Consider the following 16,685-nt stretch of genomic DNA (forward strand, 5'->3'; position numbering starts at 1 on the left):
GCGCGGCGGCCCGCCTTCTCGATCCAGGCGCCGACCGCCTCCGCGTCCTTCTGCTCCTCGGGCAGGTAGGCGATGGCGACGTCCGCGCCCTCGCGGGCATAGGCGATCGCGACCGCGCGGCCGATGCCGCTGTCGCCGCCGGTGATGAGGGCGGCCTTGCCGGCGAGCTTGCCGGAGCCGCGGTAGCTCTCCTCGCCGTGGTCGGGCTCGGGCGCCATCCGGCCGGTCTGGCCGGGGAAGCTCTGCGGCTGGCTCTCGAAGGGCGGGCGGGGATATTTCTTCAGGGGATCGGTCATCGGGGGTCCCGTTCGGTCTCTCGGCTTGAGCCGCGTCAACCGAGGGATGCGTACGGTGTTCCGGCCCCGCGGCGCCTTGCTGCGGCCCCCGCGGCGGCGCGGGCGGGCGGCCCCTGACGGGGCGCGCCGGGGGCCTCGAAGCGCCCGGAACGAACGGGGCGGAGTCCGGTTTGCAGAGCGGTACAAGTTCTGGTTGAGGAAACGCCCACGATGGCCGGCACGGATCTGAACGCTCTCTTCCTGCACCAGCTCAAGGACACGTACTTCGCCGAGAACGCGATCCTCAAGGCGCTCCCGACGATGATGGAGGCGGCCCGGGCCGACGACCTCAAGGTCGCCTTCGGCGTCCACCTGAAGGAGACCGAGCAGCAGGTGAAGCGCCTCGACGCGGTGTTCAGGAGCCTCGGCGAGAAGCCCGAGGGCGTCACCTGCAAGGCCATCCAGGGCATCATCGCCGAGGGCCAGGAGATCATCGAGGAATTCGGCGGCAGCGACGCGGGCGATGCCGGGCTCATCGCCGCCGCGCAGGCGGTGGAGCATTACGAGATCACCCGCTACGGCACCCTGATCGCGTGGGCGAAGCAGCTCGGGCTCGCCGAGGCCGAGCCGCTCCTCAAGGAGACCCTGCTGGAGGAGGAGAACACCGACGGGGTGCTCTCGGACCTCGCCGAGGAGGCCATCAACCCGAAGGCGGCCTGACGCGGCTTTGGCACAGGCAGCTTCGCGCGCCCGGCGCTCCGCCTCCCCGGACGAGGAGGCGGAGGTTCCGCTGCGGCCCATCGGCGCCCTGGCGGTCGCCCTGCTCGGCCTCGCCGAGGGGGTGCGCCCCCTCGTTCACGTCGCCCGCGACGCACGGCGCCTCGAGGCGCTCGCCGCCGCGCTCCGTGCCCTCGCGCCCGGATGCGGCGTCGCCCTCTACCCCGAATGGGATTGCCTGCCCTTCGACCGCGCCTCGCCGTCGCGCGGCGCGATGGGCGCCCGCGCCGGCGTGCTGCGCTGGCTCACGGATGCGGCCCATCTCCCCGACATCGTCCTGACGACGGCGCCGGCGCTGATCCAGCGCGTGCCGCCGCCGCAGACCTGGGCCGGGGCGCGCCTGGAGATCCGGGTCGGGGACGAGGTCGCGCCCGAGCCGACGATCGAGGCCCTTCGGCGGCTCGGCTACATCCTCGACGACCGCGTCGACGAGCCGGGCGAGGTCGCCCTGCGCGGGCGCGTCCTCGACCTCTATCCGGCCGCCGCGCCGATGCCCTGCCGCGTCGAGATCGAGGAGGGTCGCGTCGCCGCCATCCGCTCCTACGATCCCGTCTCGCAGCGCTCCGTCGCGCAGGCCGAGGTGCTGGTGGTCGATCCCGCCACCGAGATCATCCTGGAGCCCGGCGCGGAGGAGACGCTCCGCCCCTTCACCGGCCAGGAGCACGAACTCGCCCGCTTCTACCCCGCCCTCGCGGGCGTGCTGGATTCGGTGCCCGGGGCGCGTCTCGTTCTGGAGGCCGGGGCGGAGGCGCGCGCCGAGGCCTTCTTCGAGCAGATCCGCGACGGGCTGGAGAGCGCGGGCCGGCTCGCCGGGGAGGCTTTCCGCGCCGGCCCGCGCGGGGCCGACCGGCTCTACCTGACGCCGCAGGAATGGTCGGACTGGCTCGCGCGCCGCCAAATCGCGCAGGCCGCCGAGGACGGCGACGCCGCCGGGCCGGCCTTCGTGCGCGAGCGGCGGCCGGGCGCCGCCTTCGCCCGGGCGCTCGGCGAGCGCCGGAAGGCCGGGGACCGCATCCTGCTCACGGGCACGGGACGGGGCCTGCGGCGCCTCGCGCGCGAGGCGGTCGCTGTCCTCGGGCACAAGCTGGCGCGGGCGTCCTCGTGGTCCGACGTGCTCCGGGCCGAGCCCGGCCGGGTGCTCGCCCTCGACGCGGCGATCGATGCGGGCTTTCGCGTGGCGGAGGCGGGCGTCACGGTCTTCGCGGCCGCCGACCTCCTCGGGCAGGCGGCCGGCCGGACCCCTGCGGCGGCCGCGGCGAGCCTGCCGCTCGGCGAGATCGAGCTGCGCGTCGGCGACGTCGCCATCCACGAGGATCACGGCCTGTGCCTCTTCGAGGGCGTGGAGCCCCTCGCCGGCCCCGAGGGCGAGGCGGAGGACGCGGTGCGTCTGCGCTTTGCCGACGAGGCGGTGCTGATGGTGCCGGCCCATCAGGCCGGCCGGATCTGGCGCTACGGGTCCGAGGCGGAGGCCGTCAGCCTGGACCGGCTGGAGGGCGGCACCTGGGAGCGGCGGCGCCGGGGCGTCGAGGAGGCGATCGCGCAGACCGCTCGGACGATGCTGTCGCTCGCCGAGGCGCGGGCCGAGGCCGAGGCGGAGGTGCTGATCCCGCCTCAGCGGCAGATGGAGCGCTTCGCGGCGGGATTCGGCTTCGCGCCCACCGCCGATCAGGCCGGCGCCATCGACGCCCTCCTCGCCGACCTCGCCTCGGGGCAACCGATGGACCGGCTCGTCTGCGGCGATGTCGGCTTCGGGAAGACCGAGGTGGCCCTGCGGGCGGCCGCCGGCGCCCTGTTCTCCGGCCGTCAGGTCGCGCTCGCGGCGCCCACAACCGTTCTGGTGCGCCAGCACGTCCAGACCTTCGCGCGCCGCTTCGCCCGCTTCGGAATCGAGGTGGCGCAGCTCTCGCGCCTCGTGCCCGCGTCCGAGGCGCGGCGCGTGCGGGCGGGCCTCGCCGACGGCTCCGTCCGCCTCGTGATCGGCACGCACGCGCTCGCCGCCCGCGGCGTCCGCTTCGCCGATCTCGGCCTCGTCGTCATCGACGAGGAGCAGCGCTTCGGCGCCGCGCAGAAGCGGCGCCTGCGCGACCTTGCCCCCGCGGCGCACGTCCTGACGCTCACCGCCACGCCGATCCCGCGGACGCTGCAGGCGGCCCTCGTCGGGATGCAGGATCTCAGCGTCATCGCGACGCCTCCCGCCGTGCGCCAGCCGATCCGCACCCTGATCGCGCCCTTCGCCCCCGATACGGTACGGGCGGCCCTGATGCGCGAGCGCCGCCGCGGCGGCCAGAGCTTCGTCGTCTGCCCGCGCATCGCCGATATCGGGCCGATGGAGGCGCGCCTGCGCGAGATCGCGCCCGAGCTCGAGATCCTCGTGGCGCATGGCGAGCTCGACCCGGCCGAGATGGACGCGGTGATGGTCCGCTTCGCGGATGGCGAGGGCGACGTCCTGCTCGCCACCAACATCATCGAGAGCGGCCTCGACGTGCCGAGGGCGAACACGATGCTGGTCTTCCGGCCCGACCGGTTCGGCCTCAGCCAACTCCACCAGCTGCGCGGGCGCGTCGGCCGCGGCCAGCGCCGGGCCGTGACCTACATGCTGAGCGACCCCGAGCGGCCGCTCACGGCGGCGAGCGAGAAGCGCCTGCGCACGCTGGAGGCCCTCGACCGGCTCGGCGCCGGCTTCGCGGTGAGCGCCCGCGACCTCGACTGGCGCGGGGCGGGCGACCTCGTCGGCGAGGACCAGGCCGGGCATGTCCGGCTGATCGGCCTCGGCCTGTACCAGCATCTCCTCGACGAGGCCCTGCGCGCGGCGCGCGGGGAGCCGCCCCTCGGGGAGCGGCCCGAGATCCGCCTCGGCCTCGCCGGGCATGTGCCGGAGGGCTACGTGCCGGAGCCGGAACTGCGCCTGAGCCTGCACACCCGGCTCGCCCGCTTGCGCACCCGCGAGGAGGCCGATTCCCTGCGCGACGAGATCGAGGACCGGTTCGGGCCGCTGCCGGAGCCCGTCGAGGCGCTGATCGCGCTCGCGAAGCTCCGGGTCTCCTGCGCGGATCTCGGGATCCTGCGCCTGACGGGCGGCCCGCAGGGACTGGCGGCGGATTTCCGGCCCGGCCTGGCGCAGGCCCTGGCCTCCGCCTGCGGGGACCTCGACCGGCGCGAGGACCGCCTCGTCGCGGGCGGCGGCGCCTCCGAGCCGGCGGAGCGTGCCGAGCGCGCCGCCCGGCTCCTCGAACGCCTTCAGGACGCGCGGGACGCGGCCGGACCCGCGCGCCGCCCCGCCGGCTGAGGCGCGGCCCCAGGCGGGGGCGCTACCTGAGACCGCAACCGCGGGTTGCTGAAGCCGCGGGGCCTCGGCGCAACACCCCGCGTCGAAATCGGCGCGGCGGCACCGGCCGCCAGCAGCCCGGCTTCCGGAGCGGGGCAGGCCCGCGGGGGCGGCATGAGGCGGCGCCTGCGCGACGCCCTCGCCCGCCCCTGCGCAGCGGAACAGGGGCGGCCGCTTTCACCCGCGCGCGAGGGGCGAGGACCTGCCGGTAGGGTTCGCGGCCTGCACGGACGAGCGGTGGTTTTAGTTCATCGTGGAACAACTCCAAAGTAACTTATAACAATTCCATAACATAGTTGTTGGAACTGGCCGGAACGACGCTATCAACGCAGTCATGCCGCCGACAAACATGACAAGAAGCGGCACGATCGTGCGATATTTCGTGGCGTTGAGGGTCTTGGGCAATGCGTCGGTGCCGGAATAACAGGGTCTCTTCGCCATTCGGCAGGGCGTTGTCCGGCCCGATCTGCACAATGTTGCTTTCGACGACGTGTGGGCTGCTCGCGTCGAGTGCGGCCTCGGCCCAGGCCGCGCCGACGACCGACATCGAATTGTCCGAGCTGAACGTCACCGGCGAGGGCGCGGGCCGCAGCCTCGGCGCCGGCCTCTACGGACCCGGCGGCCCGACCGGCCCGGTCCCCGGCTACGTGGCGAGCCGCAGCACGGTCGGCACCAAGACCGACACCCCGATCCTGGAGACGGCGCAATCGGTCTCGGTCATCGGGCGCAAGCAGATCGAGGATCAGAACGCCCTCAGCGTCAACCAGGCGTTGCGCTACACGCCGAGCGTCACCACGGAGCAGCGCGGCGGCGCCGGCTCGACCCGGCTGGAGCAGTTCTACATCCGCGGCTTCCAGGCCCCGCTCTTCCTCGACGGCCTCCTCCTGCCCGGAAACCGCGACGCCTTTCCCACCGTCGACCCGTTCCGCCTGGAGCGCGTCGACATCATCAAGGGGCCGGCCTCGGTCCTCTACGGCCAGTCCGGTCCGGGCGGCATCGTCAACCTCGTCTCCAAGGTCCCGCACTTCGTCCGCCACGGCGAGATCTTCATCCAGGGCGGCGGCTTCAACGAGGTGCGCGGCGGCTTCGACGTCGGCGGGCCGATCCCCGCGGAGGCCGGCCCGCTCGCCGACCAGTTCGCCTACCGGCTGATCGGCCTCGGCTGGAACGGCGACGGCCCGGCGCAGACGACCCGCGTGGAGCGCGCCTTCATCAACCCGAGCCTGACGTGGCGGCCTTCGACCGACACCTCGCTCACCGTCATCGGCAATTACCAGCGCGATCCGTTCTCGGGCTTCTACGGGGGCTTCCCCGCGGTCGGCACCGTGTTCCCGCGCAATTTCGGGAGCGGCGTCACCGGCCGCCTGCCGGTCGATTTCTACGACGGCGACCGCAACTTCGAGCGCTCGGACCGGACGCAGGGCTCGATCGGCTACCTGCTCGACCACCGCATCAGCGAAAACCTGCGCTTCCACTCGGCGGGCCGCTACCTCTATTCCGAGGGCGATTACCGCAGCGTCTTCACCGCCTTCAGCGACCTCAACGGCCCGTTCACGAGCGGCCCGGTGATCAGCCGCTCGCGGGGCGGCACCAAGGTCGAGATCGACGCCTTCACGATCGACAACAATGTCGTCGCGAATTTCGACACCGGCCCCTTCGCGCACACCGCGCTCCTCGGCGTCGACCACCGCACGATCAAGACGCGGACGCTCGCCGGCCCCTTCCCGGCGGCGCCCGCCCTCGACGCGCTGGCGCCGAACTACGACATGGCCATCCCGTTCCCGGCCTTCACCACGCAATCCCGGATCTCCGCCGAGCAGACCGGCGTCTATGTTCAGGATCAGGTGAAGTTCGACCGGCTCGTCCTCACCCTCGGCGGCCGCTACGACATCGCCCGGCAGAGCGGCCCGACGCGGACGCTCGCCACCGGCGTGACGGCGAACCAGGACGTGCCCGCGGACGCCTTCACCGGCCGGGCGAGCCTGCTCTACCTGTTCGACAGCGGCGTCGCGCCTTACGTCTCCTACAGCGAGGCGTTCGAGCCGATCACGGCCGGACGCATCTTCGATCCCGCCTTCGGCGCGACCGGGCGCATCCCGGACCCGATCTCCAGCAACCAGTACGAGGCGGGCATCAAGTACCAGCCGCCGGGCACCGACATCCTGCTCACCACCGCCTTCTTCGACATCCGCCGCTCGAACGCGACGAACACCGACCCCGCGAACCCGGGCTTCGTGCTGCAGACCGGCGAGGTCGGCGTGCAGGGCGTCGAGTTCGAGGCGCGGGCGAACCTCGCCGAGGGCCTGACCCTGATCGGCGGCTTCTCGCTGCTCGACATCCGCAACACGCAGGACATCGGCTTCACGCTGAATGACCTGACGCGCCAGCAGGTGCCCCTCGTCGGGCGCCGCCCCGTTCAGGTGCCCGACCAGACGGCGTCCCTCTTCGTCGACTACCGCTTCACCGAGGGGCCGCTTCTCGGGCTCGGCATCGGCGGCGGCGTGCGCTATCTCGGCCCCTCCTGGGGCGACCCGGCCAACACCTTCCAGGTGCCCGAGAGCGTCCTCGTCGACGCGGTCGTCTCCTACGACCTGAAGCACCTCAACGCGACGCTGCAGGGATTCACCATGCAGATCAATGCCCAGAACCTGCTCGACGAGCGCTACGTGACCGGCTGCTTCGCCTATTCGGGCTGCTATTACGGCCTGCCGCGGACGGTCTACGCCACGCTGCGCTACCGCTGGTAGGCGCCCGGGCATGCGCAAGGGGGTTCGCCAGTCGATGGCGTGGCTGCACGCGTGGTCGGGCCTCGTGGTCGGCTGGGTGCTGTTCGCCGTCTTCGTCACGGGCACCGCGAGCTACTACCGGGCCGAAATCTCCCACTGGATGCGGCCGGAACTCCGCCGCGAGGCGGCGCCGGGGCCGGAGGCGATGGCGGCGGCGGCCGAGCGCGCCGTCCTCCATCTCCAGGCCCATGCAGGCGGGGCGCGGACGTGGTTCATCGGCCTGCCGAGTGCCGAGAAGCCGCTGCTCGATCTGTTCTGGCGCACCGGCCCCGGCCGGCCGCCGGGGCACGTGCTCCTCGATCCCGAGACCGGCGCGCCGGCCGCCGTGCGCGACACGCGCGGCGGCGACTTCCTCTACCGGTTCCATTTCGAGCTCAACATGCCCCCGCTCTGGGGGCGCTGGATCGTCGGGATCTGCGCCCTGATCATGCTGGTGGCCCTCGTCTCCGGCATCGTCACGCACCGGCGCATCTTCGCGGATGCCTTCACCTTCCGCCGGGACAAGTCGGCCCAGCGCGGCTGGCTCGACGCGCACAACGTCACCGGGGTGCTCGCGCTGCCCTTCCACCTGATGATCACCTATACGGGCCTCGCCACCCTGATGCTGATGTACGTGCCCTGGGGCGTGAACACGGCCTACCGGGGCGACGCGCAGGCCTTCTTCGCCGAGTCGGGCCAGATCACCGCGCCGCGCCCGCCCGCAGGCCGGCCCGGGACCCTCGCCCCCCTCGGCCCGATGGTGCGGGAGGCGATGGCGACGATCCCCGAGCCCCTGGAGCGCCTCTCGATCGTCAACCCGCGGGACGCGAACGCCACGGTGGTGGCCGTCTTCGAGGAGCCGCACGGCCTCTCGCACGAGCATCCGCAGGTCGCCTTCGACGGGGCGACGGGGCGCGTGCTGGAGGTGCGGGCCGGGGGGCTGCAGCCGGCCTCGAAGACCGTCACCACGATGGTCGGCCTGCACGAGGCGCATTTCGCGGGAGCCGCCCTGCGGCTGCTGTTCTTCCTCTGCGGGTTCGCGGGCTCCGCCATGGTGGCGACCGGCCTCGTGCTCTGGTCGGTCGCGCGGCTGCCGAGGGGCGAGGCGCCGGGCGGCTTCGGGCTGCGGCTCGTCCAGACGCTCAACATCGCCACGGTGGCGGGGCTGCCGGCCGCGATCGCCGCCTATGTCCTGGCGAACCGCCTCCTGCCCCTCGGCCTGCCCGACAGGGCCGGCTGGGAAGTCGGCGCGTTCTTCGGGGCCTGGCTTCTCGTCGCGGCGCTCGCTCCGCTCCGGCCGCAGCGGCGCGCCTGGGCCGAGATGCTGGCGGCCGCCGCCGGGCTCTACGCGGCCGTCGCCGCCGCGGACGGCGTCCGCCTCCTGCGGGAGGCGATCACGGGCGGCGCCGCGCCCGAGGCGCTCTTCCTCGTCTTCGACGGGGCGATGCTCGGCCTCGCCGCCCTCCTGCTGCTGGCCGCCCGCAAGGCCGCCCGCACCGGCGCCTCGGCCCGCCGGGCGCCTCGGCCTGTCCGCCCGCCGCTGGAGCGGGCGCGAGCGGCCTATCCGGAAGCGGCGGAGTGAGCGGGCGGCCTCACGGCCCCGTGCGGCGCGCGCCGCTCTCCGGCTCGGTCGCGGCCCGGATCGCGGCGAGCAGGTCGCCCTCGAACAGGAGCGCCGAGCCGTAGTGGAACTCGGCGTCGAAGGCGCGGCGCGAGTTCATCGACAGCGAGGCGCTCTGGAGCGCGATGAGGCGCCCGGACGCGTCGAATAGGCCCGAGCCCGAGCCGCCGTAGCCGTTGTTGCAATCGTGCCGGACCCGGCGGATCGCGTCCTCCTCCGGCGGGTCGACCTGCCGGATCACGCAATCCTCGAGGCTGCTGCCGCCCCGGAAGTTCTCGTGCCCGGCGGGTGAGACCATGGTCACGGGCAGGCTCGCCGGGCCGACGGGCAGGTCCGGCACCTGCGGCACCGGCTGGGCGGGCGCCCCTAGGACGGGCTCCGCGAGGCGCAGGAGCGCCCAATCGTCGGTGATGTGGAGGCGCGTCGCGCCGGGCGCGGTGCCGAGCTTGAGCGAGCCGGCCACGAAGGCGTAGTTGCGCCCGGCGATCTGGAAGTGGCAATCGGCGACCTGCCGCGTCACGTCGAGGCGCCGGTCGCGGAAATTGTGCGCGTTGAGCACCACGAGGTCGGGCGCCCCGACGAGCCAGGCCGCCGCGGCCGTCTGGGGCACGCCGTCCGGCCGGCGGCAATACAGGATGCCGGCGCCGGGAAAGCGCGCGTGATCGGCCCCGCCCATCTCCCGGCGCGCGTCCTGCGGGTAGAGGGCCGCCTGCCGGGTCCGTTCCGCCGCGGCTGCGGGCGCCAGGGCGAGGAGGCCGAGGAGAAGCCCGGCCCCCTTTCGCCCGCTCCCGCCCATGCCCCGTCGCCCGCGACCCGTCCGCATCGGCCGATCCCCCTGGAGGCGCCGCCTCCGTCTTCGGGCGGGGCGGCATCCTGCGACGAGTTGTGGCGCGGGCGGACGGCCGGTCAAGTATCGACTTCGCCGCTGCTCAAATATCTCCGGGCGATTGCCGAATGGTCCCAGCCAGAAATGACCGACCGTCTAAAGACAAGGACCGCATTCCCTGCCTAGAAACGAAGGTGGCTGAAGCAGTAATAAGTCATTCATAAGAGATTATCTTTCATATTTTCTTATGAATGCTTTCGGGTCGGATCGAGACCGAGACCTGCTTCACGCCCCGAACGAGGTTCCGCGAGGCCGCAGGGCCGAGAGACGGAATGGCAAGGCTAGGAGACGCGAGGATGAGCAGGCTTCTGGGTTCGGTCTCGGTGCTCGCCGTGATGGCGCTGGCACCGATCGGTTTGGCGGGCGGCGCCGCCGCCAACGACAAGCTCGTCGACATGGCGAAGAGCGAAGACAACTGGGTGATGCCCGGGAAGAACTACGACTCGAACAATTACAGCGAGCTGACGCAGGTCAACAAGGAGAACGTCAAGAACCTCAAGCCGGCCTGGAGCTTCTCGACGGGGCTGCTCAACGGGCACGAGGGTGCGCCGCTGATCGTCGGCGGCAAGATGTACGTCCACACCTCCTTCCCGAACAACACCTTCGCCCTCGACCTCGACGATCCGGTCAAGATCCTCTGGCAGGACAAGCCGAAGCAGAACCCGGCCGCCCGCGCGGTCGCCTGCTGCGACCTCGTCAATCGCGGCCTCGCCTATTGGCCGGGTGACGGCAAGAGCCCGGCGCTCATCCTCAAGACGCAGCTCGACGGCAACGTCGCGGCCCTCAACGCCGAGACCGGCGAGACGGTCTGGAAGGTCGAGAATTCCGACATCAAGGTCGGCTCGACGCTCACGATCGCCCCCTACGTCGTGAAGGACAAGGTGATCATCGGCTCCTCGGGCGCCGAGCTCGGCGTGCGCGGCTACCTGACCGCCTACGACGTGAAGACCGGCGAGCAGAAGTGGCGCGCCTACGCCACGGGCCCGGATGCCGACCTGCTGCTGGCCTCCGACTTCAACATCAGGAACGCCCATTACGGCCAGAAGGGCCTCGGCACCTCCACCTGGGAGGGCGATGCCTGGAAGATCGGCGGCGGCACGAACTGGGGCTGGTACGCCTACGATCCGGGCACGAACCTGATCTACTTCGGCACCGGCAACCCGGCGCCGTGGAACGAGACCATGCGGCCCGGCGACAACAAGTGGACGATGACGATCTTCGGCCGCGACGTCGACACGGGCGAGGCCAAGTTCGGCTACCAGAAGACCCCCCACGACGAGTGGGACTATGCCGGCGTCAACGTGATGATGCTGTCCGAGCAGAAGGACAAGGACGGGAAGCTGAGGAAGCTCCTCACCCACCCCGACCGCAACGGTATCGTCTACACCCTCGACCGGACGGACGGCTCGCTCGTCTCGGCCAACAAGATCGACGACACCGTGAACGTCTTCAAGTCGGTCGATCTCAAGAGCGGCCAGCCGGTGCGCGACCCCGAATACGGCACCCGCATGGACCATCTCGCCAAGGACATCTGCCCCTCGGCGATGGGCTACCACAACCAGGGCCACGATTCGTACGACCCGAAGCGTCAGGCCTTCTTCATGGGCATCAACCACATCTGCATGGATTGGGAGCCCTTCATGCTGCCCTACCGTGCGGGTCAGTTCTTCGTGGGCGCCACGCTGAACATGTATCCGGGCCCGAAGGGTGACCGGCAGAACTACGAGGGACTTGGCCAGATCAAGAGCTACAACGCGATCACGGGCAAGTTCAACTGGGAGAAGATGGAGCGCTTCGCCGTGTGGGGCGGGACGACGGCGACCGCCGGCAACATCGTCCTCTACGGAACGCTCGACGGCTTCATCAAGGCCCGCGACTCGGACAACGGCGACCTGCTCTGGAAGCACAAGCTGCCGTCGGGCGCGATCGGCTACCCGATCACCTACACCCACAAGGGCACGCAATACGTCGCCATCTATTACGGCGTCGGCGGCTGGCCGGGCGTGGGCCTCGTCTTCGATCTCGCCGACCCGACCGCCGGCCTCGGCGCGGTGGGCGCGTTCAAGAAGCTCGCCAACTACACCCAGATGGGCGGCGGCGTGGTCGTGTTCTCCCTCGACGGCAAGGGTCCCTACGACGACCCGAATGTCGGCGAGTACGAGCGCCAAGCCTCGAAGTAAGGCCGCAAGGCCGTCAGGGGCGCTCCGCCGGTCGAACCGGCGGGGCGCCCGTCCCACCCCGCGCGAGACGAAGCCGCCAGACGGGCACGCCATGCCCCGGCCGCCGCGCCGCGACGAACCTCAGAGGAAACGAAGTCCCATGGCGCGCGTCACCCGACGTCTCCGCGCGGCCGCCCCGGCCGCTCTCCTCCTCGCCCTCGGTCTCGCGGGGCCGGCCGCCGCGCAGGAGCCCCAGGCCAAGGAACAGCAGGCGAAAGAGCAGCCGCAGCGGGACGGCGCCGCGCCGGCCGCGGATGCGGGCACCCTGCGCATCTGCGCGGCCGAGCAGCCGCCGCTCTCGATCAAGGACGGGTCGGGCCTGGAGAACCGCATCGCGACCGCCGTCGCCGAGGCGATGGGGCGCAAGGCCGTCTTCGTCTGGTCCGGCAAGCCGGCGATCTACCTCGTGCGCGACGGGCTCGACAAGAACACCTGCGACGTCGTCGTCGGCCTCGATGCCGACGATCCGCGGGTGCTGACCACCAAGCCCTATTACCGCTCGGGCTACGTCTTCCTGACCAAGGCCGAGGGCGGCCTCGACGTGACATCCTGGGCCGACCCGCGCCTCAGGGAGGTGGGCCACATGGTGGTCGGGTTCGGCACGCCCGGCGAGGCGATGCTCAAGGATATCGGCCGCTACGAGGAGGACATGGCCTATCTCTACTCGCTCGTGAACTTCCGCGCGCCGCGCAACCAGTACACCCAGATCGACCCGGCCCGGATGGTGGGCGAGGTGGCGAGCGGCAAGGCCGATGTGGGCGTCGCCTTCGCCCCCGACGTCGCCCGCTACGTGCGGGATTCCCAGACGCCGCTGCGGATGGTCCCCGTGCCCGACGACACCGTGCGCAGCGACGGCCAGCGCGTGCCCCAGAGCTTCGACCAGGCGATGGGCGTGCGCCGCGGCGACGAGGGCTTGCGCGACGCGCTCAACGCCGCGCTCGCCAAGGCCAAGCCCCGGATCGACGCCATCCTGAAGCAGGAGGGCGTGCCCGTGATGGCCGCCTCGAACTGACGCGCCCGCAGGCCGACCGCAGAGTTCCCGCACAGGACGAGTTCCCGCAGAGTTCGATGAGCATCATGACCAGCACACGGGGCGCCGCCGCCCTTCTCGGGCTCGCCCTCGCCACGGGCGGCCTCGCAGCCCTGGCGCAGCCGAGCGCCGGCCCGCAGACCGGCATCGTCTTCCGCAACACCGTCACCGGGGAGACCCTCGACATCGGCCAGGGCAAGGAGGGCGGGCGCGACACGGACGCCGTGAAGACCTTCCTGCAGACGGGCCGGAACCCCTACATCGACGACAAGTCGTGCCTGCGCAACGGCGAGAGCCTGTTCGCCACCTCCTGCTCGGGCTGCCACGGGCATCTTGCCGAGGGCAAGCTCGGTCCCGGCCTCAACGACAATTACTGGACCTATCCGGCCAACACCGAGGATACGGGCCTGTTCTCGACGATCTTCGGCGGCGCCAACGGAATGATGGGGCCGCACAACGAGAACCTCAATCCGGACGAGATCCTGCAAGTCGTCACCTGGATCCGGCACCTCTACACCGGGCCTGTGCGCGATGCCGCGTGGCTGAACGACGAGCAGAAGAAGGCTTACAAGCCCTACAAGGAAGGAGAGACCTTCCCCAAGGACGTGAAAGGCCAGTGCAAGCCGCTGGACAACTAGTCCGAGGGGGAGTTCGCGCCGCGCTCAACGGAACAGGGCGGCGCCAGCGCGGCGCGGGAGCGCCGCAAGACCGGAGGAAACATCATGCGGACATTCGTTTACGCGGCCCTTCTCGGCGCGGGTGCCCTCGTCGCCCTGCCGGCGCTGGCCTACGACGGCACCAAGTGCAAGGCGCCGGGCAATTGCTGGGAGCCCAAGCCCGGCTTCCCGGAGAAGATCGCCGGCTCGAAATACGATCCGAAGCACGACCCGAAGGAGCTGAGCAAGCAGGCCGAGGCGATCAAGGGCATGGAGGAGCGCAACAAGAAGCGCATCGAGAACGCCAGGAAGACCGGCAAGTTCGAGTACGACGTCACCAAGATCTCCGCGAACTGAGCGCGCCGCCCGGCGGCCCCCTCCCACCAGGGGAGGGGGCACGCGACACGAGTTCCCGAGCCATGAACGACATCCGCCGCGGCGACGCGATGCTCACCGACTGGCGCGCGGCGGCCACCCGCTTCGAGCGGGCCGTGGCCGGCGCGGTCCTCGGCCAGGACCGGGCGATCCGCCTCGTCACCATCGCGATCTTCGCCCGCGGGCACGTGCTGCTGGAGGGCGATGTCGGCGTCGGCAAGACGACGCTCCTGCGCGCGGTCGCCCGCGCCATGGGCGGCGCCTACGAGCGGATCGAGGGCACCGTCGACCTGATGCCGACGGACCTCGTCTACCACACCTACCTCGCCGAGGACGGGCGCCCGCGGGTCGAGCCGGGGCCTGTGCTGCGCGCCTCCGAAGACCTCGCGATCTTCTTCTTCAACGAGATCAACCGGGCGCGGCCCCAGGTCCACGCCCTGCTGCTCCGCCTGATGGCCGAGCGCAGCCTCACCGCCTTCACCCGGGAATACCGGTTCCCGCATCTCCAGGTCTTCGCCGACCGCAACCGGGTCGAGCGCGAGGAGACCTTCGAATTGCCGGCCGCCGCCCGCGACCGCTTCCTGATGGAGATCCCGGTCGAGGCGCCGCGCGATCCGCAGAGCCGCCGCGCCCTCGTCTTCGACCCGCGCTTCCACGACACCGACGCGCTGATCGCGGAGGTGGAGCCGAACCTGCTCGACCCCACCGCGCTCGCCGGCATCGCCTCCGCGATCCAGCACGGGGTGCGGGCGAGCGCGGCGATCGAGGCCTACGTCGTCGCCCTGTGGGAGGCGCTGCTGCGCCCGCAGGCGGCCGGGATCCGGCTCCCCGGCATCGACGACATGGCAGGCCTCGTCCAGGGCGGCGCCTCGCCGCGCGGCGTCGCCGCGCTCGTGCGCGCCGCCCGCGTCCGCGCGTGGCTCGAGGGGCGCGACTGGCTGGTGCCGGAGGACGTGCGCGCAATCTTCCCCGAGGTGATGGCCCACCGCGTCTTCCTGGAGCCGGTCCACGAGTTGCGCCGCTCCGCGATCGTCCCGGACCTCTGCCGGGCGGTGTTCGCGACGGTGCCGGCGCCGTGAGGCGGGACCCATGAGCGCCGACATCGTCTACCTGCCGCGCTGGCGCGCCCGCGGGCCCCGGGCCGGGGCGCACCGGGCCCGCGAGACCGGAGGGCTCGGCTCCTTCAAGGACCAGGTGTCCTTCCTGCGCCTGCCGGACGCCCGCCGCATCGACCTGCGCGCGACGCTGCGCGACCCCTTCGAGGGCGTGCACGTGCGCCGGTTCGAGGCGCGGATGGCCGTGGAGGTCTGGGCGCTCGTCGATCTCTCGGCCTCGATGCGCTTCTCCGGTGCGGCCGACCGGATGGCGCTCGTCGGAGCCCTCTGCCAGGGGCTCGCGGCCTCCGCCACCCGCATCGGAGACGGGTTCGGACTGATCGCCTGCGATGCCGGGATCCGCGAGGATCTGTCGCTCATCGCGACGCGGCGCCGGGCGAGCGCCGCGGAGGCTGCCGTGCGCATCGGGCAGGCGCGCCCTACGGGGCGCAGCGCCGCCGGGCTCCTCGCGGCGGCGGCCCGCATCGCCGGCCGGCCGAAGCTCGTCTTCCTGATCTCGGATTTCCGCTGGCCCGAGGCGCTCTTGGAGCAGGTCTTCGCGAGCCTCAGCTTCCACGACGTGGTGCCCGTGCTCCTCGCCGACAGCCGCGAGACCGAGGCCCTGCCGGAATGGGGCCTCTTGGAGCTCGAGGATCTCGAAGGGGCGGGAAGCCGCCTCGTCCTCATGCGCCCCGCGCTGCGCCGCCGCTGGCTGGCGCAGGAGGGCGAGCGCATGGCCCGCCTCGCCCGGCTCGCCCGCCGAAACGGGCGCGAGCCCTTCCGCCTCGCCGACCGGTTCGATCCGGAGGCGCTGAGCCGGCACCTCCTCGGAGCCTGAAGCGCGTGCGCCGCGTCCTCTGCCTGATCGCCTGCCTCGCCGCCGCCCCGGCCATCGCCCAGGTGCGGAGCGTCGAGGTGCGCACGCCGCGCCCCTTCGGCCACTTCCTCGGCGACCTCGTGCCCGTCACCGTGGAGATCGAGGCGGAGCCGGGCTTCGCCCTGCAGGCCGCCTCCCTGCCGAGCCCCGGCCCGGTGACCTACTGGCTCGACCTGCGGGCGGTCGAGGAGGAGACGGCGGGCACGCGCCACCGCCTGCGCCTGACCTACCAGACCTTCTACGCCGCCCTCGACGCCCGCAGCCTCGAGGTGCCGGGCTTCGCCCTGGTGCTCGCGAGCGAGCGCCCGCACGGCGCCACCACAGCGCGCGTCGAGGTGCCGGGCTGGAGCCTCGGCGTCTCGCCCCTGCGGGAAGTCCAGCCGCCGCGCCGCGCCGACCCGGCCGATGACCTGCGGCCGGACGGGCGCGGGCCGCGCCTCCGGCCCGAGCCGATGCGGGATGCGAGCCTCGCGCTCGCTTCCCTGGCGCTCGCGGCCCTCGGCCTGCTCGCCCGCGACCGGGCCTGATGGCCCTTCCGGGCCCGGCCCGCCCGCGCCTTCGCGCGGCCCGCGCGGCGCCTCGCGGCCCTGGCGCGGGGGCCGCAGACCGACGAGACCTACCGTGAGGGCCTCACCGCGCTGCATCGCGGCCTCGACGCGGCGGCCGGGCAGCGGCTGCTCGCCGACGACCTGCCGGCCTTCCTCGCCCGCCACGAAGCCTTCCGGGGGCAGGAAGAGGGGCTCGACCGCTTCTTCGCGGCGTCGCGCCTCGCCTTCTTCGGCGGC

13 protein-coding genes are annotated in these 16,685 nt (G+C 72.2%); 11 read left to right on the forward strand and 2 right to left on the reverse strand.

What is annotated here, in order from left to right:
* Nucleotides 1–296: SDR family NAD(P)-dependent oxidoreductase (locus E1J50_RS07850; RefSeq protein WP_132252198.1), on the reverse strand; the 296-nt coding region annotated here is incomplete at its 3' end.
* Nucleotides 297–506: 210 nt separating this feature from the next.
* On the opposite strand from E1J50_RS07850, the gene E1J50_RS07855 reads away from it, so the two are divergent.
* From E1J50_RS07855 to E1J50_RS07870, 4 genes are all read left to right on the forward strand, one after another.
* A complete protein-coding gene (locus tag E1J50_RS07855) occupies nucleotides 507–995 on the forward strand; it encodes a YciE/YciF ferroxidase family protein (protein ID WP_132252200.1) in 489 nt (162 codons plus the stop codon).
* 7 nt (nucleotides 996–1,002) lie between these two features.
* Nucleotides 1,003–4,338 carry a helicase-related protein gene (locus E1J50_RS07860; RefSeq protein ID WP_425374917.1) on the forward strand — a complete coding sequence of 1,112 codons (3,336 nt, stop codon included), beginning with the start codon at nucleotides 1,003–1,005 and terminating at the stop codon, nucleotides 4,336–4,338.
* Between the two features lie 512 nt (nucleotides 4,339–4,850).
* The gene (locus E1J50_RS07865) at nucleotides 4,851–7,124 is read left to right on the forward strand and encodes a TonB-dependent siderophore receptor (RefSeq protein ID WP_245516475.1); all 2,274 of its coding nucleotides are present in this window, start codon (nucleotides 4,851–4,853) and stop codon (nucleotides 7,122–7,124) included.
* A gap of 10 nt (nucleotides 7,125–7,134) precedes the next feature.
* Nucleotides 7,135–8,724: a PepSY-associated TM helix domain-containing protein gene (locus E1J50_RS07870; protein WP_132252204.1), complete on the forward strand. Its 1,590-nt coding sequence runs from the start codon at nucleotides 7,135–7,137 to the stop codon at nucleotides 8,722–8,724.
* Between the two features lie 10 nt (nucleotides 8,725–8,734).
* On the opposite strand, the gene E1J50_RS07875 is transcribed toward E1J50_RS07870, so the two are convergent.
* Nucleotides 8,735–9,586, reverse strand: a complete 852-nt coding sequence (locus E1J50_RS07875; RefSeq protein ID WP_132252206.1) for a trypsin-like peptidase domain-containing protein — start codon at nucleotides 9,584–9,586, stop codon at nucleotides 8,735–8,737.
* Nucleotides 9,587–9,945: 359 nt separating this feature from the next.
* Between E1J50_RS07875 and E1J50_RS07880 the strand changes: the two genes are divergently transcribed.
* The 7 genes from E1J50_RS07880 to E1J50_RS28425 all read left to right on the forward strand — a co-directional run bounded on the left by E1J50_RS07880 (nucleotide 9,946) and on the right by E1J50_RS28425 (nucleotide 16,427).
* On the forward strand, nucleotides 9,946–11,829 hold the full coding sequence (locus E1J50_RS07880; RefSeq protein WP_132252208.1) for a methanol/ethanol family PQQ-dependent dehydrogenase: 1,884 nt from the start codon (nucleotides 9,946–9,948) through the stop codon (nucleotides 11,827–11,829).
* Between the two features lie 139 nt (nucleotides 11,830–11,968).
* Nucleotides 11,969–12,880, forward strand: a complete 912-nt coding sequence (gene moxJ, locus E1J50_RS07885; RefSeq protein ID WP_132252210.1) for a methanol oxidation system protein MoxJ — start codon at nucleotides 11,969–11,971, stop codon at nucleotides 12,878–12,880.
* 65 nt (nucleotides 12,881–12,945) lie between these two features.
* Nucleotides 12,946–13,536 (forward strand): cytochrome c(L), periplasmic, encoded by a 591-nt coding sequence (gene moxG, locus E1J50_RS07890; protein ID WP_132252212.1) that lies wholly within the window; start codon nucleotides 12,946–12,948, stop codon nucleotides 13,534–13,536.
* Between the two features lie 84 nt (nucleotides 13,537–13,620).
* Nucleotides 13,621–13,911, forward strand: a complete 291-nt coding sequence (locus E1J50_RS07895) for a methanol dehydrogenase [cytochrome c] subunit (protein ID WP_132252214.1) — start codon at nucleotides 13,621–13,623, stop codon at nucleotides 13,909–13,911.
* Nucleotides 13,912–13,973: 62 nt separating this feature from the next.
* Entirely contained in the window at nucleotides 13,974–15,008 is a 1,035-nt protein-coding gene (locus tag E1J50_RS07900; RefSeq protein ID WP_132252216.1) for an AAA family ATPase, read from the forward strand.
* A 10-nt stretch (nucleotides 15,009–15,018) separates the two neighbouring features.
* Entirely contained in the window at nucleotides 15,019–15,861 is an 843-nt protein-coding gene (locus E1J50_RS07905; protein ID WP_132252218.1) for a DUF58 domain-containing protein, read from the forward strand.
* A 5-nt stretch (nucleotides 15,862–15,866) separates the two neighbouring features.
* The gene (locus E1J50_RS28425; protein WP_342635893.1) at nucleotides 15,867–16,427 is read left to right on the forward strand and encodes a hypothetical protein; all 561 of its coding nucleotides are present in this window, start codon (nucleotides 15,867–15,869) and stop codon (nucleotides 16,425–16,427) included.
* The last annotated feature ends 258 nt before the right edge of the window (nucleotides 16,428–16,685 follow it).

This window comes from Methylobacterium segetis, assembly GCF_004348265.1.
GTDB lineage: Bacteria > Pseudomonadota > Alphaproteobacteria > Rhizobiales > Beijerinckiaceae > Methylobacterium > Methylobacterium segetis.